Source organism: Amycolatopsis alba DSM 44262, from assembly GCF_000384215.1.
Lineage (GTDB): Bacteria > Actinomycetota > Actinomycetes > Mycobacteriales > Pseudonocardiaceae > Amycolatopsis > Amycolatopsis alba.
This window is the reverse complement of the sequence record NZ_KB913032.1, coordinates 4291596-4312956: the sequence shown is the minus strand read 5'-3', so window position 1 is coordinate 4312956 and position 21361 is coordinate 4291596. Positions and strand designations below refer to the sequence as shown.

Sequence of the window (21361 nt, the reverse complement as noted above, 5' to 3'; positions counted from 1 at the left end):
GCTCACTTCTTCGCGTACTTGATCGAGGAGGCGATCAGCTCGGTGCGCTCACCACTGGCGGCGCGGATCGCGGCCCGGCGGGCGTTGATCGGCTCGTCCTGGATCTTGGCGTGCAGCTTCAAAATCGCGTCGAGCAGCATTTCGGGGCGCGGCGGGCAGCCGGGGAGGTACATGTCGACCGGGACGATGTGGTCGACGCCCTGCACCACGGCGTAGTTGTTGAACATCCCGCCGGACGAGGCGCAGACGCCCATCGCCAGCACCCACTTGGGCTCGGCCATCTGGTCGTAGATCTGGCGCAGCACCGGCGCCATCTTCTGCGTGACCCGGCCGGCGACGATCATCAAGTCCGCCTGGCGCGGCGTCGCGCTGAAGCGCTCCATACCGAAGCGGGCGATGTCGTAGCGGGAACCGCCGACGGTCATCATCTCGATCGCGCAGCAGGCGAGACCGAAGGTGGCGGGCCACATCGAGTTCTTGCGGGCCCAGTTCACCAGGCCTTCGAGACTGGCCAGGAGGATGCCGTTGGGGAGTTTTTCTTCGAGGCCCATGCTTCTCTAGTTCCAATCCAGGCCGCCGCGACGCCATACGTAGGCGTACGCGAAACCGACCGTCGCGATGAACAGCACGATCTCCACCAGGCCGAACATGCCCAGCGCGTCCGCGGAGACCGCGAACGGGTAGAGGAAGACCATCTCGATGTCGAACAGGATGAACAGCATCGCGGTGATGTAGTACGCGACCGGCATCCGGCCGCCGCCGACGACCGGCTGCGGCGACGGTTCGATGCCGCATTCGTAGGCCGCGAGCTTCGCCTTGTTGGCCCGGCTCGGGCCGACGAGCGGGCCGAGCAGCACCGAAAGCACCGCGAATCCGAGCGCGAGGACGAACAGGAGGACCAAGGGGAGGTACATGTCCAGATTGGGCACCTTCGTGGTGTCCGCCTGGGCCAGCACGGGCAACATCAGCACGGGGTTTTCGCCATCCTTTCCGCGCCGCTGCGGTTTTCGAGTCGGGGTTCACCGCTTCCCTCGGTCGGCACCCTAAGTCACCTGGGTCACACCGCCGAGGGTTAGGCAACCCTTACGGGCCGTGCATGACGGCCCCCTTGCTTGTGAAATAGTTCACAAGCCTCCCGTCGAGGATGTGAAGCGATTCACAAAGCATGGGGGGAGTGTAGGACGTGACTCACATTCTTGTCCCTAGGCCCCGTGCTATAAGGCTGCCCTAACTTGACCGCACGGCCAGTACGGTTTCTTCCCGTGTGCGGTACCGGTGACCTGCGACGTCGTTCTCAAGATCGAGTCGGGGAGTCCGTTTGACCACGTTTGTCCTGTGACCGATACCACTGCCCGGAGTACCCGTGACTGGTCCAGACGTGTGGTCCGGCGCAGGTGGGAGCCGGGGTGAGCGGGCGCGCGACTCCCCCGGCGAGACGTTGCGAAAGCCACTTTCGCAACCTTCAGCGTTGCGAAAGTGGCTTTCGCAACCTCCCCGAGCAAGAGCGTGCGTTAGCGCGGAGTCGGCGTCAGCGCGGAGTGGGAGTGGCGCGCGCCAGAGCGGCGATGAGGCGGTCCACGCCGTCCCCGCCCTTGGCGTCGTAGCAGCCCGAGAGTCCCTTGTAGACCAACGGAAGGATCGAGTTGATCCGCAGCCCGTACTTCGTCGCGGCGTGCATGACCTTCGGCTTCCCGATCAGCTTCGCGAACACGTTGCCGAGCCGGTAGTAGCCGCCCATCAGCTCCCCGACGGCGCGCGGGTAGCCCTCCAGCGCACGCTCGCGCGAAGGTCCTTCGCGCCGCGCCAGCGCCTGCACGACGAACTCCGATGCCAGCTGCGCGGACTCCATCGCGGCCGAGATGCCCTCGCCGTTGAACGGGCTGACCATGCCGCCCGCGTCGCCGAGCAGCAGCAGGCCGTCGCGGTAGTGCGGGGTGCGGTTGAAGCCCATCGGGAGACCGGCGCCGCCGACCTTGCCGATGGCGTTCTCCTCGCGGTAGCCCCATTCCTCGGGCGTCCCGTCGAGCCACTGGCGCAGCAGCGCGCGGTAGTCGGTGCTGCGGAACGCGGCCGACGTCGACAGCATGCCGAGGCCGACGTTCACCGTGCCGTCGCCCAGCGGGAACGCCCAGCCGTAGCCGGGCAGGAGCTTGGGGTCGCGCGGGTCCGAGCGGTCCCACAGCTCCAGGTGGCCCTCGATGAACGGGTCGTCGTGGCGCGGGCTCTTGTAGTACTGCCGCACCGCGACGCCCATCGGGCGCTTCTCGTTCTTCTGGATTCCGACGCTCAGCGCGAGCCGCGCGGACACGCCGTCGCAGGCCAGGACCAGCGGAGCGCGGTAGCTCACCGGCGTCTTCTCCGGGCCGACCTTCGCCTCGACGCCGATCACGCGCCCGGTGGGGCTGGTGATCGCGCCGGTGACGGTGGTGCGCTCGTAGAGCCGCGCGCCCGCCTTGACCGCGGTCTTCGCGAGCAGGTCGTCGAAGTCCTGCCGGGTCCGCGAGACGCCGTAGGGCGGGTAGCTGGTGAGGTCCGGCCAGTCGAGTTCCAGCGTCAGCTCGCCGGTGAGGATCCGCAGACCGCGGCTGTGCACCCAGCCCGCGTCCTCACTGGTGTCGATCCCGAGGTCGATGAGCTGCTTGACGCCGCGCGGGGTCAAGCCGTCGCCGCACACCTTCTCGCGCGGGAACTCGGTCTTCTCCAGCAGCAGCACGTCGACGCCCGCGCGGGCGAGGTACGTGGCGGCGGTGGACCCGGCCGGACCGGCACCGACGACGATGACCTCGGCGTCGTGGTCAGGGTTGCGACGTGTCATGGCCGCGAGTTTAGGCGGGCTTTTTGGCGCGGTGGATGGCGACGACGCCGAACGTGAGGTTCAGCCACTCCACCTCGGTCCACCCGGCGCTCGCGATGATCTCCCCCAGCGTCCGCTGATCCGGCCACGCCAGCATGGATTCGGCCAGGTAGGAGTAGGCCTCGGGGTTCGTCGAGGTCCGGCTGCCGACCCAGGTGAGCAGCCGCAGGATGAACTTGCGGTGCAGGAACCGGATCGGCGGGAATGTGGGCGTCGACACCTCGCAGATCACCAGGCGACCGCCCGGTTTGACCACGCGCGCGATCTCGGTGAGCGCGGCCTTGGTGTCGACGAAGTTCCGCAGCGCGAGCGAGATGGTCACCGCGTCGAAGCTGTCGTCGGCGAACGGCAGCCTCAACGCGTCGGCGGCCACCATCGGGACGCCGCGATGCTTGCCCGCCTTGAGCATGCCGACCGAGAAGTCCGCGGCGAGGCACCAGGCGCCGTTGCGCGCGTACTCGACGGTGGACACGCCGGTGCCCGCCGCGAGGTCCAGCACCTTCTCGCCGCGTTTGGCGTCCAGCACCCGCGCAGTGATGGTGCGCCAACGGCGATCGAAGCCGAAGGTCATGAACGAATTCGCGCGGTCGTAGCCGTCCGCGACGTCGTCGAACATGGCGGCGACTTCGTGCGGATCCTTGTCAAGACTCGCTCGGGACATACCCCGAACACTAACCCGACTCCGCTGAGACACTGCGCACTCAGCCTCGCTGAGCGCGAAGCGGCAGCACCTTCCGCCCGACCGGCGCACGCGAAGTAGGCGTTTCATAAAGCCCCTGCCAGCACACGAGCCGCAGGGCTGACGTTCAACATTGCGCAACGCGCATCGATATCACACTTCGTGCATATGCAGTAACTTGAAGTAGCCATTCGCGTTAGGCTCGCACCTGACGGAGAGCCGATGATGCAGGTCACACGGCAGCAGCTAACCTCGTCGGTCGTTCCGGATGCAGTTCGCGAGGGGTAGTAGATGAGGCTAATAAAGACCGTAAGAGTCGAAAGCTTTCGGTCAATTCGAAATCTCAACGTGGACGACATCGAAGGATACGTGCCGATCATTGGACTCAACAGTTCAGGAAAGTCAAATATTTTACGCGCACTGAACCTGTTCTTCAACGGACTGGTCGATGAACGACACTCTAACGTCGACATGAGCAGAGATCTCTCCGATTATGCACCTCAAGGAAAAAAGAAGTTAATTTCAGTAGGCGTCGAATTCAACCTAGCCGATGGCTTCAAAGTACGCAAGCAAGAAGACTTTTTAAAAGAACACGGTCTCAAAGATCAGATTGCGATCCAAAGAACTTGGACAATCGACCCTCAAGGACAAGGGATTGCAGACTCGTTTTCATTTGGCCCAAGTCTTGACAAACTGCAGAATGCAGACCCGTCACAGGTTCCCAACCTCGCACTGTTCACGCGAGCGGTAACATTTAGATATATTCCAAATCATGCACGTCCTGCCGACCTAATCCAGCAATATGCGCAACCATTGCGCAGTGAACTAGTAAGACGCCTGCAGGGCACTCAAGCCTATAAGCAAGACGACGTCGCCAACCTCATGCTAGCCCTCTCTCGAACCGGCGAACAGATGCTATCCGACGTTTCCAAGAACGTCGGATCCGGAATTAAGAGCCTTTCGGTAAACCCGGCACTTCCAACTGATTTTGCCGAACTTGCCTTCGATGTGGCGATACAATCCGTATCAAACGGAGCTGGCCGCTCGCCAGAGTTCGAAGGCTCAGGCGCACAATCATTCATTTTGCTTCACTTTCTCGATCTGGTCGATAGGGTTTCCCGAGGAAGGGCGTTTGGCTGGGTCCAGGCAAGCATTTGGGCAATCGAGGAGCCCGAGTCCTTCCTGCATGCCGGACTTCGGACCAGGTTCGCGCAAGACCTCTTCAAATATGCACAAGATCCTCGTCGTCAAGTCTTCTTAACTACTCATCAGGATGAGTTTGTCCGGGTGGCTTCGCAAACATGGCTTGCGTCGCATCCACATACAGGCACTACCGTAGAGAAGCTCACGCCGCGCGATGCTCTAACCAGATCTACCAGACTTGCTATAACAACTTATCGCCATCCATTGCTTGAGTACTCAGATTTTCCAATGGTCATAGTCGAGGGCGCATTCGATGCGATTCATTTGAATGCGGCACTAAAGGAGGGCGGCATCCGACCAAGGTGGCGCCTGGTGGCACCTGACGAGATCTTCGGGGAAGGTACCGCCGGAGACACTCTTCTGCAGTACTTGAAATACAACAAGGGCGCATTGGCTTCTCGTCCCAATATAGCTCCCGTCCTAGTCCTTCGCGACTGGGAGACAAAAGATCTTGCACAATATCAAAAGGTAATCTCTCCACATGAATACTCAGGGGCAGCAATAACCCCCGTGGAGCTCGTTAATCCACTTCTTGGCGAGTCATTCAGAGGTATCGAACGCTATCTCGACAAGGACCTTATTGAATCGACAGCTCAAGCTCACATGCTTCTAGAAGACAAAGGCAAAAAGCCAGTCCTTGAGATCAAGAAGAGCGAGCTAAACTCGATAAAGAAGAAGATCGCAGATGCAGTTATAGAAAGTGGAAGCGTCGGCAAACACGCAGTTGACCTTGCAAAATGGGTAAATGAGGAGGTAGCGCGCCTTCTGTCCGCAGTGCCAGTAGATGAATTCTTGCGCTAACCTCATAGCCGAAGTATCCCGCTCCGGCTATGAGGTCCGTACTGCTTAGGCAGATTCAGGGCTTCTGGGACCCCGAACACTAACCCGACTCCGCTGAGACACTTCGGCCAAGCGGGAGCAAAGCGACGCCCCGTAGGTTCACCTGGTCCGGTGAAGCAACGCCGGGGCACGGTGCGCACCGGCCCCCGCGACCTCACCGGCGAGGATCCTCCGCTCCAGCACCCGCAGTTCCGGCCCCGGTTCGAGGCCGAGCTGGTCGACCGAGAACCGGCGCGCACGCCGGTACGCCGCCAGCGCGTCGGACGTGCGCCCGGCTCGCCACAGAGCGTCCATCAGGAGGTACTGGGCCCGCTGCCGCAGCGGATGCCGCCGCACCAGCTCCGTCAGCTCGACGGCCGCGCTCGCGTGCCGCCCGAGGTCCAGTTCGGCCTGGTAGAGCTCTTCGAGCAGGACCAGACGGTGTTCCGAGAGCCGCATCGTCTCGTCCGAAAGCAGCGGGACGTCCAGGCCGTCGTAGGGCGCGCCGTGCCAATGGGTGAGGGCCTGCCGGATCAGCGAGGCGCGCTGCGCGGGGTCCGCGGACTTCAGCGCCTGGCTTCCGAGCGTTTCGAAGGTCTCGACGTCCAGTTCGCCGGGGTGGACCTCCAGCCGGTAGCCGCCGTTGTCGAACCCGAGCCGGTCGCCTTCGGGCAGGGCCTGCCGCAGCTTGTGGACGTGCCAGTGCAGCTTCGGCACCGCGCGAGGCTCCCAGCGGCTCTCCCACAGGGCCTCGGTGAGCACGTTCACGGGCACGTAGGTGTTCGCGCGGACCAGCAGCACGCCGAGGAGGGTTCTTCTCATCCGGCCGTGCAGCGGGACCGACCGCGAACCGGAAGAGATGCTGAACGTTCCCAGTACTTCGAACCTCACGTGCCGTCCTCTCGCTCGATGGCGTGAGGGGACGATGAATGCCGGTTGTACAAAGAAGATACAAAGTGATCAAGTGTGCGCGGAGAGCATTCCCTGTACCGATCGTGGCCAGGCGAAATCCTCCGCGCGCGCCCGCGCCGCCGCACGCCGGGCGATCTCTGGTCTCTTCAAAAGCTCGGTGACCGCGCCCGCGAACGCCGGGGCGAGATCGTCGACGGCCGCGCCGCAACCCGGCCGGACGATCTCCCGCAGCGCCGACGACGCCGAGACCACCACCGGCGTCCCCGAAGCGAGCGCCTCCAGCGCGGCCAGCCCGAACGTCTCATGTGGACCGGGTGCGAGGGAGACGTCGGCGCTGGCCAGCAGGCGCGCGACGTCGCCGCGTCCGGCGAGGAAACCGAGGAAGGTCACCGGGAGCCCGCGCGCCCGGCGTTCCAGCGTTCGCCGCCGAGGCCCGTCGCCCGCGATCACGAGCCGTACGCGGTGTCCTGACTCGGTCAGCTCGGCGACGGTGTCCACGCTGCGCTCGACGTGCTTCTCCGGCGACAGACGTCCACAGTGGACGAGCAGCGTGTCCGCGTTCCCGGACAGCGTGTGCCGCCAGCCGTCGTCGCGCCGGGCCGGGGCGAACGTCGTGAGGTCGACACCGAGCGGGACCCGCCGCACGTTCGGCGCGGCGATCCGGTCGAATTCCGCGCGGGCGAACCCCGTCGTGCAGACGACCGTGTCATAGTGCCGCGCCATCCGCCGGTTCGCGACGTCCGCGACGCGCCGCGCGACGGGCTCCGGCATCAGGAACTGCTCCAGCAGCCTGTCCAGCCGCTCGTGTGAGATCACCATGCTGGGCACGCCGTTGCGCCGCGCCCAGACACCCATGCCGCGCAGCGTGAGCCTGTCGGACACTTCCAGTCTGTCCGGTTCGAGGCGATTCAGCACCGCGCGCACCCGATGCGGATCGACCGCGCGATAGCCGCCGGTGCCGGGGATCCGCGGTGCCGGAAGGGAACACCGGCGGACTCCCGACGGCAGCGTCTCGTCCGCATAGCGCTGCCCTGGCACCACGAGCGTCACCTGATGGCCGCTCGCCACATAGCCCGCGCCGAGATGGTGCAGCGCCGTCCGCAGCCCGCCCGAGCGTGGCCCGTAGAAGTTGGCGAGCTGGACGATGTGCACCGGTCAGGCCGCGCGAGCGACTTTGCCCTGAACCGCCTCGTAGTGGCCGACGAGTTCCCGGCAGACGGCGGGCCAGGTCCGGCCCAGCACCACCTTGCGCGCCTTCTCCCCCAGCCTGGCGCGCAGCGCGTCGTCGCGCAGGTCGTTCACCTTGTCCACCAGCGCCGTCGCGAACCCGGCCCGGTCCGCGGGCAGCAGGTAGCCGGTGCGGCCGGGCAGGACCAGATCCTTCGGGCCGCCCGCGTCCGGGGCGAGCACCGGCAGCCCGGACGCCATCGCCTCCTGGATGGCCTGGCAGAACGTCTCGTGCGGTCCTGTGTGGACGAAGATGTCGAAACTCGCGTACGCGGCGGAAAGCTCTTCGCCGTATCGGGCACCGAGGAACGCGGCGCCGGGGATCCGCTCGCGCAGCATCGGCAGCTCCGGCCCGTCACCGACGACGACCACGCGGATCCCGTCGACCCCGGCGAGCGCCGTCAGCCGCTCGACCTCCTTTTCGGGCGCGAGCCTGCCGACGAAACCGACCAGCAGTTCGCCGTTCGGCGCCAGCTCGGCGCGCAACGCGGGATCGGCGTGGACCGGCGAAAACCGCTCGATGTCGACACCCCGCGCCCAGCGGTGCACCCGCGGGATCCCGTGCAGTTTCAGCTGTTCCATCGAATCCGACGACGGCGCGAGCGTGCGGTCGGCCCGCGAGTGCAGGCGCCGCACCCAGCGCCAGGCCGCGCGGGCGGCGAGGCCGAAGCCATACGCGGCGGCGAAACCGGCGATGTCGGTCTGGTACACCGCGACACACGGCACCCTCAGCCGTCTCGCCGCGGCGAGCCCACGGGCCCCGACCACGAACGGCGACGCCAGATGCACCACGTCCGGCCCGAAATCGGCCAGCGCGGTGAGCACCGTCCGCGTCGGCACCCCGACCGGGAGGGAGTTCACGCCAGGGAAGTCGAGGGCGGGGATACGCACGACCGGGGCGCCGAGATACTCAGCGGGACCCGGCCCAGGAGCGATGATCAGCACGTCGTGCGCGCGGTCGCGGAGGTGTTCCACGACGCGGAGCACGGAGTTGGTCACGCCGTTCACCTGGGGCAGGAAACTTTCGGTGACTATCGCGACTCGCACGACGATCACTTTCGCATCCGGTTGTGACGCCCACGCCAACAAAAACGGAACAGACGACATGTCATCTCAAGGTCGTGTTCCGTAAACCAGTTTCGGCCACACTAGGCAGGCATGACCCTCCTGTCGTCAAGGGCGCCTCAGCCCGTCGAGCCCGGACTGCTGTCGAGGGCCCTCGAAGTGGCCGGGCGGCTGGCCAACGACGCGACCGACGTGATCACCGCGACCGCGGGCCGGGGCGCCCAGCCCGATCCGAGGGACTCACCCTTCGACTGGGTCACGGACACGGACCGCATCCTCGAACGCCACACCCGCCGCGTACTGACCGCCGAGTTCCCCGGCATCCCCGTCGTCGGCGGTGAATTCGGCGCCGACCACGGCGCCGACGTCGCCAAGTACCGCTGGGTGGTCGACCCGGTCGACGGCACCGCGAACTACGTCGCCGGTGTCCCCTGGTGCGCGTACAGCCTCGCCCTGATCGACGCGTCAGGACCGGTGGTGGGCGTGGTCGCGGACCCCTACCGCGCCCAGATCTACGCCGCCGCCCGCGGCCGCGGCGCCCGTGCCAACGGCAAGCCGATCACGCTCACCGACCGCCGCGGGACCGCCGGGGCGATCGTCTGCACCGAACTCACCCGCAAGGGCGTCTGGCCGGGAATGGGCCAGTTCATCGAACGGGCCGCCGCCGCGCACGCCGGGGTCCGGGTGCTCGGCTCGGCCGCACTGGCGATCGCGCAGGTCGCGCTGGGTCACGCGGCCGCGGCGGTGCTGCACAGCTACCGCGAATGGGACGTCGCCGGCTCGGTCGCGCTGGCCATCGAGGCGGGGGCCGTGGTGCTGGACCGGCACGGGGAAGACGCGGCGCTCCCCGTCGACGCCCTCCTGGTCGCGGCCCCTGGAGTGGCCGACGAGGTCTTGGGCTGGTGGCAGGAGTCGGTCGGCTGAGTCCCGCCTCCAATCACGCGAGTTCCGCCTCCGATCACGCGAGTTCGCCGCCTGATCACGCGAGTTCGCCGCCTGATCACGTGTGATGTCCGTCTGATCACACGTGCCGTCCGCCTGATCACGTGTGTCGTCCATCTGATCACGCGAGTTCGCCGATTCCGCACAGCGGCCTCGCGGACCGATCCGGACGACACGCGTGATCAGACGGACGACACGCGTGATTGGAAGGGGGACTCGCGTGATTGGAGGCGGGACTCGCGTGATCAGGCGGGGGTCGCCTCGGTGAGAGAGCGCCGGTAGGCCAGCCGCTGCCGCCGGATCCACCACAGCAGCGGACCGGCGATCAGCCAGGTGAAGAAGATCATGCTGCCCAGCGGCAGCAGCGTGTTCGCCGCCGAGCGCCCGGCCACCCGCGCGAGTTCCGGGTCGCCGACGTCGTACTCGATGTTCACCAGCTGCCCGGCGGCCAGGCCTGCCGGGTAGAGCACGCCGTTGGACGGGCTGTGCATGATGCCGTCGGGGGTGGCGTAGTTGATGATCGTCCGGTCGAACGCCACCGACTCGACCTGCGCTGTCGCCTGGCCGAGCTGGGCTTCGATCGCGCTGTCGTTGCGGAAGGCGGCGAACAGCAGCGAGACGCAGAGCACGGTGACGAGTGAGGCGACAACGAGGGCGGCAAACCACCCGATGCGCCTCACCCGCTCCGTTTTGGCCGTCACGCCGCGAGCGTATCGCTACCCGTCAGTGGGCGTGTCGCTCGGCGAGCAATTCCTGGGTCGCCTTGATCTGCGGGTAGGACTTGGGTGCGACCGGGGCCACAGCGGCCCGCTGAGCCGCGGCCGACACACCGTTCGGCCCCACGGCGGGCTTGCCCTTGGTGTACAACCAGGTCTGGAACAGGTCGTACAGCGGTTTGCCCGAGATCTTCTCCGCCAGCGCGATGAACTCCGGGATCACCGCCGACTTGCTCTTCTTCGCCTGCTGCCAGGTCTGCAGGATCCGGAAGAACGTGTCGTCACCCACAGCCTTGCGCAGCGCTTGCACCGCGAGCGCGCCGCGGTCGTAGACGGCCGCGTCGAACTGCTTGTCCGCACCGGGGTCGGCGGGCAGGACCTGCCAGAACGGGTCGGTGGCCGGATGCGCGTCGTAGATGTACTGGGCGAGTTCGTCGGCCGTTCCCTCGCCGGTCGCCTCCGACCACAGGAACTGGGCGTAGGAGGCGAAGCCCTCGTTCAGCCAGATGTCGCTCCACTTGCCGAGCGTGACGTTGTCGCCGAACCACTGGTGCGCCAGCTCGTGCGCGACGACCGAGGTGTTGGACCCGGACCGGAACGCCCGCGCGCCGTACACCGGCCGCGTCTGGTTCTCCAGCGCGAAGGTGATGCCGGTGGTGGCGACGCCGCCCTGCGCCTCGAATGGGTAGGGCCCGAACTTCGAGGCGAGGAACTCGGTGATCTCCGGCGTCCGCTCGATGCTGGCCTTGGCCGCGCCGAGCGAGTCGCCGAGGTCGGCGCCGTAGGCGGTGATGAACGGCTTGCCGTCCGGCGTGGTCTGCTCGTTCACCTCGAACTTGCCGACTTCCAGCGACGTGAGATACGTCGCCTGCGGTTTGGTGCTGCGCCAGTTCCAGCGCGTCCAGCCCGGCCGCTGCACGGTCTTGCGCACGAGCGTGCCGTTCGACAGCGCCGCGACGTCGTTCGGGACCTCGACCGAGATGTCGTAGGTGGCCAGGTCGGTCGGGTGGTCGTTGGACGGGAACCACCAGGCCGAGCTCTGCGGCTCGTCGACGGCCAGCGCGCCGTCCGGGGTCTTCTTCCAGGCGGTGAAGCCGTCGATCTTCACCTTCGACGGCGTGTCCGCGTAGGCCACGACGACGGTCGCCGTCTGGCCCTTCTTCAGCGGCGTGGCGGGCGTGACGCTCAGCTCGCCGGTGCCGTCGGTCGACGTCGCGAACTGCGCGGGCCGGTTGTCGACCCGGACGCTCGACACCTTCAGGCCGAAGTCGAGGTTGAACCGCGACAGGTCCTGAGTCGCGGTCAGCAGGATCGTCGTCGAGCCGGACAGCAGGTCCGTCGAAGGCTGATAGGTCAGCCGCAGGTCGTAGTGCCCGACGTCGTAGCCGCCGTTCCCGGCGTGCGGGTAGTACGGGTCACCGATGCCGATCGAGCCGGGTGCGGCCGCGGCGGACGCGGTGCCCACGAGCAGCACCGAGACGACGCCCGCGGTCAATCCGGCGAAGCCGGCGCGAGTCTTCAAGCGCATTGCGAATCCTCCCAGGATTTGTCAGCGCGCTCGAAACTATCCAGATGATCATGACGGAGACACGTCCGAAGGAGGGGTTCCTACCCTCTGGACTGAGACGCAAATCGGCTAGACAGCGCCCACCGCGGAGGAAACCGCCGTACGGAGTCGCGCGTGCAGCTCGCGGTGGCGCGTTCGGTCCACCCGGACCTCCACCACCCGCAGCCCCGGCGCGGGCTTCAGCGCCGCTCGAAACTCCGTGAGCGTCTCGGCGACGACGTGCGGGACGCGGTAACCGGCGCACAGCGCGCCGAGATCGGCGCCGTGCGGGGTCCCGAAAACGCGCTCGAAACCGGCGTTGTGCTCGGGCGCGCCCTGCTCCAGCAGGGAGAAGATCCCGCCGCCGTCGTCGTTGAGCACCACGATCGTCAGGTCGGGGCGCTGTTCGGCGGGCCCGGTGAGCAGGCCGCTCGCGTCGTGCAGGAAGGTCAGGTCGCCGAGCAGGGCGTACGAATGTCCCCTGTGGACGGTCGCGGCGCCGATCGCGGTCGACACCATGCCGTCGATCCCGGCGACGCCGCGGTTGCGGTGCACGAGGACGTCGGGCCGCAGCCGTCCGGCGAGCGCGACGTCACGGGTCGGATTGGACGAGCCGACGACCAGCAGCGACCCCTCCGGAACGGCGTCGACCAGCTCGGTGGCCAGGCGCAACCCGCTCGGCCACGGTTCGGCCGCCAGCGCTTCGGCCACCGCCGAAGACGCCGCCTTGTCCGCACGCTGCCAGCTGGCCAGCCAGTCCGGATCGGCCGGTTTGGTCGGCTCGTCGAACCACTGGCCGACCTGGCGGACGTTGTGCGCGGGCGCGGGCCAGTCCGAATCGGGCCGGACCAGCAGCACCTCGACGTCCGGATCGGACAGCACCCGCTGGACCTGCCGGAACACCGTCGGACGGCCGATGCACAGGACCTGCTCGGGCTTGTGCCGCGAGATGAACTCCTCGACGCCGAGCAGCCACGCGCCGGACGAGATCGCCGTCGCGCCTGCCAGCCCGATACCGCCGGTCTCGGAGACGACCGGCCAGCCGTGCTGCTCGGCCCATTCGCTGGCGGCCTGCACGCCGGTGTCGCACGCGATGACCAGGCCGTGGCGTGCCGAGGGCACCACGAACGAGGGAAGCGCGCCGAAGTCGGGGAGCTCGGTCCAGCGAGCGCCGTCAGGACGCCCTTCGAGTGACTCGTACCACTCGCCGTCATCGTTGATGTCGGGGACGAGCGGCTCGCGGAACGGGATGTTCAGATGCACCGGCCCGCACCGCCACTCGCCGTACGCGGCGTTCCAGGCGCGGCAGATCTGGCCACGCCAGTACGAGTTCTGCCCGGCGCGGCGTTCGGCGACGGCGAGCTCGTCGAAGTACCGGATGGCGTTGCCGTAGAGCTGATGCTGGTCGATGACCTGGCTCGCGCCCGCGGCCCGCATCTCGGGCGGGCGGTCGGCGGTCAGCACGATCAACGGGACACCCGCGCGGTCGGCCTCCAGCACGGCGGGGTGGAAGTTCGCGGCCGCGGTGCCCGAGGTGCACAGCACGGCGACGGGGCGGCCGGTGCGCGCGGCGATGCCGAGGGCGAGAAAGGCGGCGCCGCGTTCGTCGATGCGGACGTGCAACTGGAGCCGTCCGGCGGCCGCCGCGTCGTAGAGCGCGATCGACAGCGGGGCGTTGCGTGAGCCCGGACAGAGGACGACGTGCGAGACGGTGTTGCGGACGAGTTCGTCGACGATGACCCTTGCCTGCGCGGTGGAAGGATTCACCGGCAGACCTCGGGTTTCACTCTACGACTCACGGCCACACGTCCTATTCTCCCAAACGTGGATGACGCCCAGGTTTCCGAGCTGTTCGACCCCGCCTTGTGGACCGAGATCGAAGGTTTCGACTTCACCGACATCACCTATCACCGCTCCTCTGAGAGCCGCTCAGGCAAACGTGTCGTGCGTGTCGCGTTCGACCGTCCCGAGGTCCGCAACGCCTTCCGTCCGCACACCGTCGACGAGCTCTACCGCGCGCTCGACCACGCGCGGATGAGCTCGGACGTCGGCTGCGTCCTGCTCACCGGCAACGGCCCGTCGCCGAAGGACGGCGGCTGGGCGTTTTGTTCCGGCGGTGACCAGCGTATTCGCGGACGCTCCGGGTATCAGTACGCGGACGGGGAGACCTCCGACACGATCGATCCGGCCAGGGCCGGACGGCTGCACATTCTCGAGGTCCAGCGGCTGATCCGGTTCATGCCGAAGGTGGTCATCGCCGTGGTCCCCGGCTGGGCGGCGGGTGGCGGGCACTCGCTGCACGTGGTGTGCGACCTCACGCTCGCCTCGGCCGAGCACGCGCGGTTCAAGCAGACCGACGCCGACGTCGGCTCCTTCGACGGAGGCTACGGCTCGGCGTATCTGGCCAAGCAGGTCGGGCAGAAGTTCGCGCGGGAGATCTTCTTCCTCGGGCGCGAGTACACGGCCGAGCAGATGCAGGCGATGGGCGCGGTCAACTCCGCCGTCCCGCACGCGGAGCTCGAGGCCGAGGCGCTGGACTGGGCCTGGGCGATCAACGGCAAGTCGCCGACCGCGCAGCGGATGCTGAAGTACGCGTTCAACCTCACCGACGACGGTCTGGTCGGCCAGCAGCTCTTCGCCGGCGAGACCACTCGGCTGGCGTACATGCAGGACGAGGCCGTCGAAGGCCGCGACTCCTTCCTGGAGAAACGTTCCCCCGACTGGTCGGCCTTCCCCTACTACTACTGACCAGGCAAATCGCGTTTAGCGGGCTGAACGCGATCCGGGGGCGGACGTAGGGTGGCGGGATGCGTGCGGTGGAGGTGGACGGGAGTCCGGCGTCGATCACCGGGCTGACCTCGGCATTGGCCGAGGCGCTCGGCGGCGGCCCGGCCGTCCTCCCCTACGCGTCGGACGCCCTGCGGGACGCGATGGAGCCGACACGCCCGGCCGAGCACGGGACGGCGGTGATCATCGCCACCTCGGGATCCACCGGCGAACCGAAGGGCGTCCTGCTCTCGGCCGCCGCGCTGGCCGCGTCGGCGCACGCCACCCACGCGCGCCTCGGCGGACCGGGGCACTGGCTGCTCGCGACCCCGGCGCAGTACATCGGCGGACTGCAGGTCCTGGTCCGCTCGCTGCTGGCCGGGACGACGCCCGCCGCGATGCCCACCTCCGGGTTCCGGCCGGACGACTTCGCCGAGGCCGCCGCGCCGCTGCTCGCCCTGGACGGGCCGCGCTATACCGCTCTCGTGCCGACCCAGCTCGGACGGCTGCTCGACGCCGGTGGCGCGGGGCTCGCGGCGGCCCGCGCCTTCGACGCGATCGTGATCGGGGCCGCGGCGACCACCGCCGGGCTCCGCGAGCGCGCGGCCGAAGCGGGCGTGAAGATCGTCCCCGCGTACGGCATGAGCGAGACCGCCAGCGGCTGCGTCTACGAAGGCGTACCGCTGGACGGAGTACACGTCGAACTCGAAGAAGAGCGGGTGTGTATCACGGGTGACGTGCTCTCGCATGGCTACCGACTGCGACCTGACCTGACTTCGGAGGCTTTCGAGGGCGGCCGCTTCCGGACTTCCGACCGCGGCCGGTGGTCGGCCGACGGGCGGTTGGAGATCCTCGGGCGCGTTGACGACATGATCAACACCGGCGGGGTGAAGGTGGCCGCGGCCGCCGTCGAACGGATCTTGACCGCGCAGCCCGGAATCCGGGACGCGTGCGTGGTCGGAGTACCTGACCCCGAGTGGGGCGAGGCCGTCGTCGCGCTCGTCGTCGGCGCTGGTTGCGACGTCGATTCGCTCCGTGCGGCATGCCGCGAAGAGGCCGGTGTGGCGGCCGCGCCGAAGCGGGTCGAGTTCGCCGCAGAGCTCCCCTTGCGAGGCCCCGGCAAGGTCGACAGGACGGCCGTCAGGAATCTCCTACGAAGGTCGTGAATTCTCCACCGATTACCGGGACGTTGTTGACACGATCATTACCCACGGGTTTACGTCTAGGTATGACGCGCTGGACACGCACAGTATTGGCCTGCACCGCCGTCACGATGGGCCTGGTCGCTTTGGCCGGGCCCGCGCTGGCGGACGAACCGGAAACCGCCGTTCCGAACAGCGGCACACTCACCTGGACCCTGGAAGACACGATCAACAACCTGAAGTAGCGCGACCCGTCGTCCGCTCGCGGTGGCTCGGCACCGCGAGCGGGTGACGAGCCCCGCATACCGGCCGGTAGTGGCCAGGGCCAGAATGGCGGCATGGCGACTGCTGGTGAATGGATCGAAGGGGCGCGCCCGCGGACGCTGCCCAACGCGGTGGCGCCGGTGGTCGCCGGAGTCGGCGCCGCGATCGCGCTCGACGGCTTCTCCTGGTCCCGATCGGTTCTCGCGCTGCTGGTCTCACTGGCCTTGATCGTCGGTGTCAACTACGCCAACGACTACTCCGACGGCATCCGCGGCACCGACGAGAACCGCGTCGGCCCGCTGCGACTGGTCGGCTCCGGCGTCGCGAAGCCGAAGGCGGTCCTGGCGGCCGCTCTCGTTGCTCTCGGGCTCGCCGGAGTTCTCGGGCTCGTGCTCGTCGCGATCAGCGGCCTGTGGTGGCTGCTGGCGATGGGCGCGGTCTGCATCCTCGGCGCCTGGTTCTACACCGGCGGCAAGAAGCCTTACGGCTACTACGGTTTCGGTGAGATCGCGGTCTTCGTCTTCTTCGGGCTCGCCGGCGTGCTTGGCACGGTGTACGTCCAGGCCGGACAGCTCAGCTGGACCGCGCTCGGCTGCGCTGTCGCCGTCGGTTCGTTCTCGACCGGCGTACTGACCGCCAACAACCTCCGCGACATCCCGACCGACATCGAGTCCGGCAAGCGCACACTCGCCACCCGGCTCGGCGAGAAGGGCACCCGGAGGCTCTACCTGGTGCTGGTCACGGTGCCGTACGTCGTGAGCGTGCTGCTCGCCTTCGTGACGCCGTGGGCGCTGCTGGGCCTGCTGACCGCGCCGCTGCTGCTGAAGTCGGTCAAGGCCGTCGGCGGTGGCGCGCAGGGGCGGGCGCTGATCCCGGCGCTGCGGGACACCGGATTCGCCATGCTGGGGTGGGCGGTCCTGACCGCGGTCGCCCTCACGCTCTGAACGGGGCTGAACGGACCGTTCATCCCTTGGGTTTCCCGCTTCGACCCACTACCCGTGCCCGTCGCGGCACCAGGCAGCCACAAGATACGGCCCCGGCGATAGCAAAGGTCCCTTGCTCCTTTGGTGATCCGGCGAACCTGAGGTAGGGCCGCCCAGCCGAGGTTGCGAAAGCCACTTTCGCAACGTTGAAGGTTGCGAAAGTGGCTTTCGCAACACCCCCGCGGCACGCTGGATCAGCACCGAGCGACCCTGCCGGTCAGGCTTCCGGAGCGAGCTTCCCGCTCACCAGGAACTCCCGGTACTTCTCCAGGTAGGGCGCGATGTCGATGTCCTTCTGCGCCAGCCACGCGTCGTCGTAGTACGTGTTCGCGTACCGCTCGCCGCCGTCGCACAGCAGCGTGACGATGCTGCCGGCCTGGCCTTCCGAAACCATCCGCGAGATCAGGGTGAAAGCGCCGAAGAGGTTCGTGCCGGTCGAGCCGCCCGCCCAGTGCCCGGTCCGCTCGCGCAGCACGCGGATCGCCGCCAGCGAAGCGGCGTCCGGCACCTGCAGCATCTCGTCGATCACACCGGGCACGAACGACGGCTCGACGCGCGGCCGCCCGATTCCCTCGATCCGCGACGGCATGCCGGTCGCGTAGTCGAGCGCGCCGGTCTCCCATGCGCCGTAGAACGACGAGTTCTCCGGGTCGACGACGGCGATCTTCGTGGTGTGCCGCTTGTAGCGCACGTAGCGGCCGAAGGTCGCGCTCGTGCCGCCGGTCCCGGCGCCGACCACGATCCACGTCGGCACGGGGTGCCGCTCGGACTGCATCTGCGCGTACACCGATTCGGCGATGTTGTTGTTTCCGCGCCAGTCGGTCGCGCGCTCGGCGTAGGTGAACTGGTCGAGGTAGTGGCCGTTGCACTCCGAAGCGAGCCTCTCGGCCTCCGGGTACATGTCCGGCGCGCGGTCGACGTAGTGGCATTCGCCGCCGTAGAACTCGATGAGCGCGATCTTCTCCGGCGAGGTGCTGCGCGGCACCACGGTGATGAACCGCAGGCCGAGCATCCGCGCGAAGTACGCCTCCGAAACCGCCGTCGAGCCGCTGGAGGCCTCGACGAGCACGGTGTCCTGCCCGATCTGGCCGTTCACCAGGCCGTACAGGAACAGCGAGCGCGCGAGCCGGTGCTTGAGCGAGCCGGTCGGGTGGACGGACTCGTCCTTCAGGTACAGGTCGATGCCCCAGTCGACGGGCAGCGGGAAGACGTGCAGGTGCGTGTCAGCGCTGCGGTTCGCGTCGGCCTCGATGATGCGGACGGCTTCGCGGACCCAGCTGCGGCTGTGCAGCCGGCTCACGCTGCCCCGTCCACCCGGTCGCCGCGCAGCTGAGAGCGCAGATCGGCACGGGCGCGAGCCCGCTTTTCGTTGCGGCGGGCGAGCCCGGCCGTCACGCGCGCGTTCAGCGAGCGGAGCAGCAGCATGCCCAGCGGCAGCCCGACGACCAGCCCGATCAGCAGCGAGACCAGCAGTGGGACGTTGGCCAGCAGCAACCCGCCGGCGATGACCCCGACCAGGGCGAACCTGGCCAGCACATACAACGTCAGGTCGCGGGGCAGGTGATTGTCGCTCACATCAACGCAGGCTACGCGTTGCCGTTCCGCTCGTCCTCCAGGCCCGCGTTGTTGGGCCGCCCTTCGAAGCGGGTGGAGAGCACGACGGTGGTGTTCGTCCGGCCGACGCCGGGGATCCTCCGCAGCCGGTTGAGCGACCGCTCCAGATCGTCGACGGTCGCCACCCGCACCTTGACCACGAACGCTTCGTCACCTGCGACGGCGTAGCAGCTTTCGACCTCGTCCAGCGCCCCGAGCGCGGCCGCGACGTCTTCGTCGGTCGCGGTGTCGGTGGGGTGGATGCCGACCAGTGCCGTCACGCCCAGTCCGACCGTGCTGGGATCGACCATGGCGTGGTACCCGGTGATCACGCCGGCTGCCTCGAGTTTGCCGACCCGCTCGTGCACTGATGACGCCGAGAGGCCGACAGACCGGCCGAGGTCGGCGTAGGTAGCCCGACCGTTCTCCCGCAATGCCGCGATGATCTTCCGATCCACCTGGTCCACCGCTACACCTTAGGGGCCACGGCGGGATTCGCGGGATCAGGGCGCGTTTTCGTACTTCTGTGACAAGACCGCGGTGCCCGGCGGCCATGTCGCGGTTGTCGGTTTTGACCTTTAAGGGCTCTTTACTGTTGGACAACCGTTCGAGTACCTGACGGGTGAGATGCAACGATTGCCGTGTTGGCTACCCGGCACGACGGGCACTGTGCCCGCCTCCGGTTTAGCAGTGAAGCCGTGAAGGAGGCGGAAAATGACCGCGACCATGGGCGGAAGGTTGCTCACCCCCGGTGAAGTGGCGGCCCTGTTCCGGGTTGACCCCAAGACCGTTACCCGCTGGGCGACCGCGGGCCGGATCGGCTCGATCCGCACTCCCGGCGGGCACCGCCGGTTCCGTGAGGCCGAAGTGAACGAGCTCCTCGCCGAGCTGACCACCGACGCCAGCGAGCCCGCCCGCAAGGTCTGACCTGGGCATTTCTCCCAATTGGGACTCCGGTGACGAAGGGACCGCAATGGCCCTTCGTCACATTGGGGTATCCGTGGGTCCCCCCGTGCGCGGCAAAGAGGCTAGCCTCGTGGGACTGAGCAACGTCCTCCACGCGGAAAGGGACCGAGCATGATCTATCTGCTCGCGGCCATCGGAGCGCTCACCGTCGCCGTGGTGTTGTGGCGCGCGTTCGGGATCGAGCGAGTCGGAGTGCCCTCGTCGCGGCCGACACTGGCCCCGGACGACGACCCCGACTTCCTGCGCAAGCTCGGTGAGCAGCAGCGCAAAGGTAAAGACGAGGACAAAGAGTAACTAGGGCTGGATCGGCTGGTACTGCTGACCACCGAAGCCGTCGGCGACGGTGGCGGCCAGTTCCAGCAAGGCCAGCCGCGTGTCGGCGCCGAGCCGGTCCAGCTCGATCTCGGCGCCCTCTTCCAGGTGCGGGTCGAACGGGATGCGGCAGACCGAACGGACTCGCGCGCCGAAGTGCGCGGAGAGCTTGTCGAGGTCGACGGAGCCACCCTTGGGCCGGACCGAGTTGATCACCGCGACGGACCGTTTGACCAGGTCACCGTAGCCGTGCGCCTCCAGCCAGTCGAGGGTGGCCGAGGCACTGCGCGCCCCGTCCACGGAGCCTGACGAGACCACCACCAGCGCGTCCGCGACGTCCAGGACGCCCTTCATCGCCGAGTGCATCAAACCGGTCCCGCAGTCGGTGAGCACGATGTTGTAGAAGTGCTCCAGCAGGTTGACCGTACGCCGGTAGTCGTCCTCGGAGAACGCCTCCGAAACCGCCGGATCCTGCTCGCTGGCGAGGATCTCCAGCCGGCTCCCGCCCTGTGAGGTGTAGGAACGGACGTCGCTGTACCTGGTGATCTTGTCCGCGTCACGCAGCAGGTGGCGGACGGTCGCGGTGGTCTCGATCGGGATCTTCTGCGAAAGCGTCCCGCGGTCCGGGTTCGCGTCCACGGCGACGACCCGGTCACCGCGCAGCGAAGCGAACGTCGAGCCGAGCGTGGTCGTCGTGGTGGTCTTGCCGACGCCGCCCTTGAGGCTCAGCATCGCGATCTTGTAGCACCCGCGCAGCGGCTGGTTGATCTGCGCGATCAGTTCGCGCTTACGGGTGTCCGCGGGGCTCTCCCCAGGGTTCACGAGCTTGCCGGAGCCGACGTAAAGCGCCTTGCGCCAGCCCGACTGCGGCTTGCGCTTCTGCGGTTTGACCAGGCTCGCGGTGGCGAGCTCGTCCGGGAGCGCGTGCCTGCCCTGCGGCTGCGGGAGGCCCGGCACACCGGGCTGCTGGACGGCCTGCTGCGGCTGCGGCGCGTACTGCTGCTGCGGCGGGTACTGCTGGGCGGCAGGCTGCTGCTGCGGTGGCGCCTGCTGGGCCTGGTGCGGGTGCAACGGGGGCAGGTTCTGGTCGTAGGGCTGCTGGTACTGCCCTTGCGACGGCTGCGGCAGCGCCTGCTGCTGGGCGTACTGGCCCTGCTGCTGCGGGTACTGGGGCTGGACGACCTGGGTCGGCTCGGCCTCGAAGGCACTCGCGGCAGGGTGCGGCGCCGAGTCCGTCCTGTCCTCGGAGAACAGCTCCGAGGACTGGTCGCTCTCGGCGGGTTCGGGGTGGCCAGGAGCCGATTCTTCACTGGGTCCGGTCACCGCTGAATTCCTCCTCCGCGCACGTCTTCCCCCGCTACCTCAGTATTGA

General features: G+C 67.6%; 22 protein-coding genes. 8 read left to right on the top strand and 14 right to left on the bottom strand.

Annotation, left to right across the window (positions count from 1 at the left end; all coding sequences use genetic code 11):
• Positions 1-2: 2 nt before the first annotated feature.
• The 4 genes from AMYAL_RS0120605 to AMYAL_RS0120590 all read right to left on the bottom strand — a co-directional run bounded on the left by AMYAL_RS0120605 (position 3) and on the right by AMYAL_RS0120590 (position 3515).
• Positions 3-551 (bottom strand): NuoB/complex I 20 kDa subunit family protein, encoded by a 549-nt coding sequence (locus AMYAL_RS0120605; protein WP_005151847.1) that lies wholly within the window; start codon positions 549-551, stop codon positions 3-5.
• 6 nt (positions 552-557) lie between these two features.
• A complete protein-coding gene (locus tag AMYAL_RS0120600) occupies positions 558-965 on the bottom strand; it encodes an NADH-quinone oxidoreductase subunit A (RefSeq protein ID WP_039795625.1) in 408 nt (135 codons plus the stop codon).
• 563 nt (positions 966-1528) lie between these two features.
• A complete protein-coding gene (locus AMYAL_RS0120595) occupies positions 1529-2815 on the bottom strand; it encodes a geranylgeranyl reductase family protein (RefSeq protein WP_020633185.1) in 1287 nt (428 codons plus the stop codon).
• 10 nt (positions 2816-2825) lie between these two features.
• Entirely contained in the window at positions 2826-3515 is a 690-nt protein-coding gene (locus AMYAL_RS0120590; protein WP_026467280.1) for a demethylmenaquinone methyltransferase, read from the bottom strand.
• A gap of 309 nt (positions 3516-3824) precedes the next feature.
• Here AMYAL_RS0120590 and AMYAL_RS48475 point away from each other — a divergent pair, with 309 nt between their 5' ends.
• Positions 3825-5537 carry an ATP-dependent nuclease gene (locus AMYAL_RS48475; RefSeq protein ID WP_084702139.1) on the top strand — a complete coding sequence of 571 codons (1713 nt, stop codon included), beginning with the start codon at positions 3825-3827 and terminating at the stop codon, positions 5535-5537.
• A 138-nt stretch (positions 5538-5675) separates the two neighbouring features.
• On the opposite strand, the gene AMYAL_RS0120585 is transcribed toward AMYAL_RS48475, so the two are convergent.
• From AMYAL_RS0120585 to AMYAL_RS0120575, 3 genes are all read right to left on the bottom strand, one after another.
• Positions 5676-6446 (bottom strand): AfsR/SARP family transcriptional regulator, encoded by a 771-nt coding sequence (locus AMYAL_RS0120585; RefSeq protein ID WP_020633183.1) that lies wholly within the window; start codon positions 6444-6446, stop codon positions 5676-5678.
• A 69-nt stretch (positions 6447-6515) separates the two neighbouring features.
• The gene (locus tag AMYAL_RS0120580) at positions 6516-7619 is read right to left on the bottom strand and encodes a glycosyltransferase family 4 protein (RefSeq protein ID WP_020633182.1); all 1104 of its coding nucleotides are present in this window, start codon (positions 7617-7619) and stop codon (positions 6516-6518) included.
• 3 nt (positions 7620-7622) lie between these two features.
• Entirely contained in the window at positions 7623-8741 is a 1119-nt protein-coding gene (locus tag AMYAL_RS0120575; protein WP_209447242.1) for a glycosyltransferase family 4 protein, read from the bottom strand.
• Between the two features lie 111 nt (positions 8742-8852).
• On the opposite strand from AMYAL_RS0120575, the gene AMYAL_RS0120570 reads away from it, so the two are divergent.
• Positions 8853-9683 (top strand): inositol monophosphatase family protein, encoded by an 831-nt coding sequence (locus AMYAL_RS0120570; protein WP_020633180.1) that lies wholly within the window; start codon positions 8853-8855, stop codon positions 9681-9683.
• Positions 9684-9946: 263 nt separating this feature from the next.
• Here the strand turns inward: AMYAL_RS0120570 and AMYAL_RS0120565 are convergent, their stop codons facing one another.
• The 3 genes from AMYAL_RS0120565 to menD form a co-directional block, all read right to left on the bottom strand.
• Positions 9947-10402, bottom strand: coding sequence for a DUF3592 domain-containing protein (locus tag AMYAL_RS0120565; RefSeq protein ID WP_020633179.1), 456 nt, complete (start codon positions 10400-10402; stop codon positions 9947-9949).
• Positions 10403-10424: 22 nt separating this feature from the next.
• Positions 10425-11945 (bottom strand): M1 family metallopeptidase, encoded by a 1521-nt coding sequence (locus AMYAL_RS0120560; protein ID WP_020633178.1) that lies wholly within the window; start codon positions 11943-11945, stop codon positions 10425-10427.
• 108 nt (positions 11946-12053) lie between these two features.
• On the bottom strand, positions 12054-13730 hold the full coding sequence (menD, locus tag AMYAL_RS0120555; protein ID WP_020633177.1) for a 2-succinyl-5-enolpyruvyl-6-hydroxy-3-cyclohexene-1-carboxylic-acid synthase: 1677 nt from the start codon (positions 13728-13730) through the stop codon (positions 12054-12056).
• A gap of 57 nt (positions 13731-13787) precedes the next feature.
• Between menD and AMYAL_RS0120550 the strand changes: the two genes are divergently transcribed.
• From AMYAL_RS0120550 to AMYAL_RS0120535, 4 genes are all read left to right on the top strand, one after another.
• Entirely contained in the window at positions 13788-14711 is a 924-nt protein-coding gene (locus AMYAL_RS0120550; protein WP_020633176.1) for a 1,4-dihydroxy-2-naphthoyl-CoA synthase, read from the top strand.
• Positions 14712-14770: 59 nt separating this feature from the next.
• Positions 14771-15895: an o-succinylbenzoate--CoA ligase gene (menE, locus tag AMYAL_RS0120545; protein WP_020633175.1), complete on the top strand. Its 1125-nt coding sequence runs from the start codon at positions 14771-14773 to the stop codon at positions 15893-15895.
• A gap of 62 nt (positions 15896-15957) precedes the next feature.
• On the top strand, positions 15958-16116 hold the full coding sequence (locus AMYAL_RS49905; RefSeq protein ID WP_167336152.1) for a hypothetical protein: 159 nt from the start codon (positions 15958-15960) through the stop codon (positions 16114-16116).
• Between the two features lie 93 nt (positions 16117-16209).
• Entirely contained in the window at positions 16210-17079 is an 870-nt protein-coding gene (locus AMYAL_RS0120535; protein ID WP_020633173.1) for a 1,4-dihydroxy-2-naphthoate polyprenyltransferase, read from the top strand.
• 256 nt (positions 17080-17335) lie between these two features.
• Here AMYAL_RS0120535 and cds1 read toward each other — a convergent pair whose 3' ends face one another.
• The 3 genes from cds1 to AMYAL_RS0120520 are packed head-to-tail and all read right to left on the bottom strand — an operon-like array spanning position 17336 to position 19178.
• Positions 17336-18418, bottom strand: coding sequence for an L-cysteine desulfhydrase Cds1 (cds1, locus tag AMYAL_RS0120530; RefSeq protein ID WP_020633172.1), 1083 nt, complete (start codon positions 18416-18418; stop codon positions 17336-17338).
• A complete protein-coding gene (locus tag AMYAL_RS0120525) occupies positions 18415-18693 on the bottom strand; it encodes a DUF4229 domain-containing protein (RefSeq protein ID WP_020633171.1) in 279 nt (92 codons plus the stop codon). The genes cds1 and AMYAL_RS0120525 overlap by 4 nt, the downstream gene beginning before the upstream one ends.
• A gap of 11 nt (positions 18694-18704) precedes the next feature.
• Positions 18705-19178, bottom strand: a complete 474-nt coding sequence (locus AMYAL_RS0120520; RefSeq protein ID WP_020633170.1) for an Lrp/AsnC family transcriptional regulator — start codon at positions 19176-19178, stop codon at positions 18705-18707.
• A gap of 247 nt (positions 19179-19425) precedes the next feature.
• On the opposite strand from AMYAL_RS0120520, the gene AMYAL_RS0120515 reads away from it, so the two are divergent.
• On the top strand, positions 19426-19638 hold the full coding sequence (locus AMYAL_RS0120515; RefSeq protein ID WP_005151795.1) for a BldC family transcriptional regulator: 213 nt from the start codon (positions 19426-19428) through the stop codon (positions 19636-19638).
• Positions 19639-19788: 150 nt separating this feature from the next.
• Complete coding sequence (locus AMYAL_RS0120510) at positions 19789-19971, top strand: hypothetical protein (RefSeq protein WP_005151794.1); 183 nt, start codon at positions 19789-19791, stop codon at positions 19969-19971.
• On the opposite strand, the gene AMYAL_RS0120505 is transcribed toward AMYAL_RS0120510, so the two are convergent.
• The gene (locus AMYAL_RS0120505) at positions 19972-21312 is read right to left on the bottom strand and encodes a MinD/ParA family ATP-binding protein (RefSeq protein WP_020633169.1); all 1341 of its coding nucleotides are present in this window, start codon (positions 21310-21312) and stop codon (positions 19972-19974) included. It lies immediately after the preceding gene.
• Positions 21313-21361: the final 49 nt, after the last annotated feature.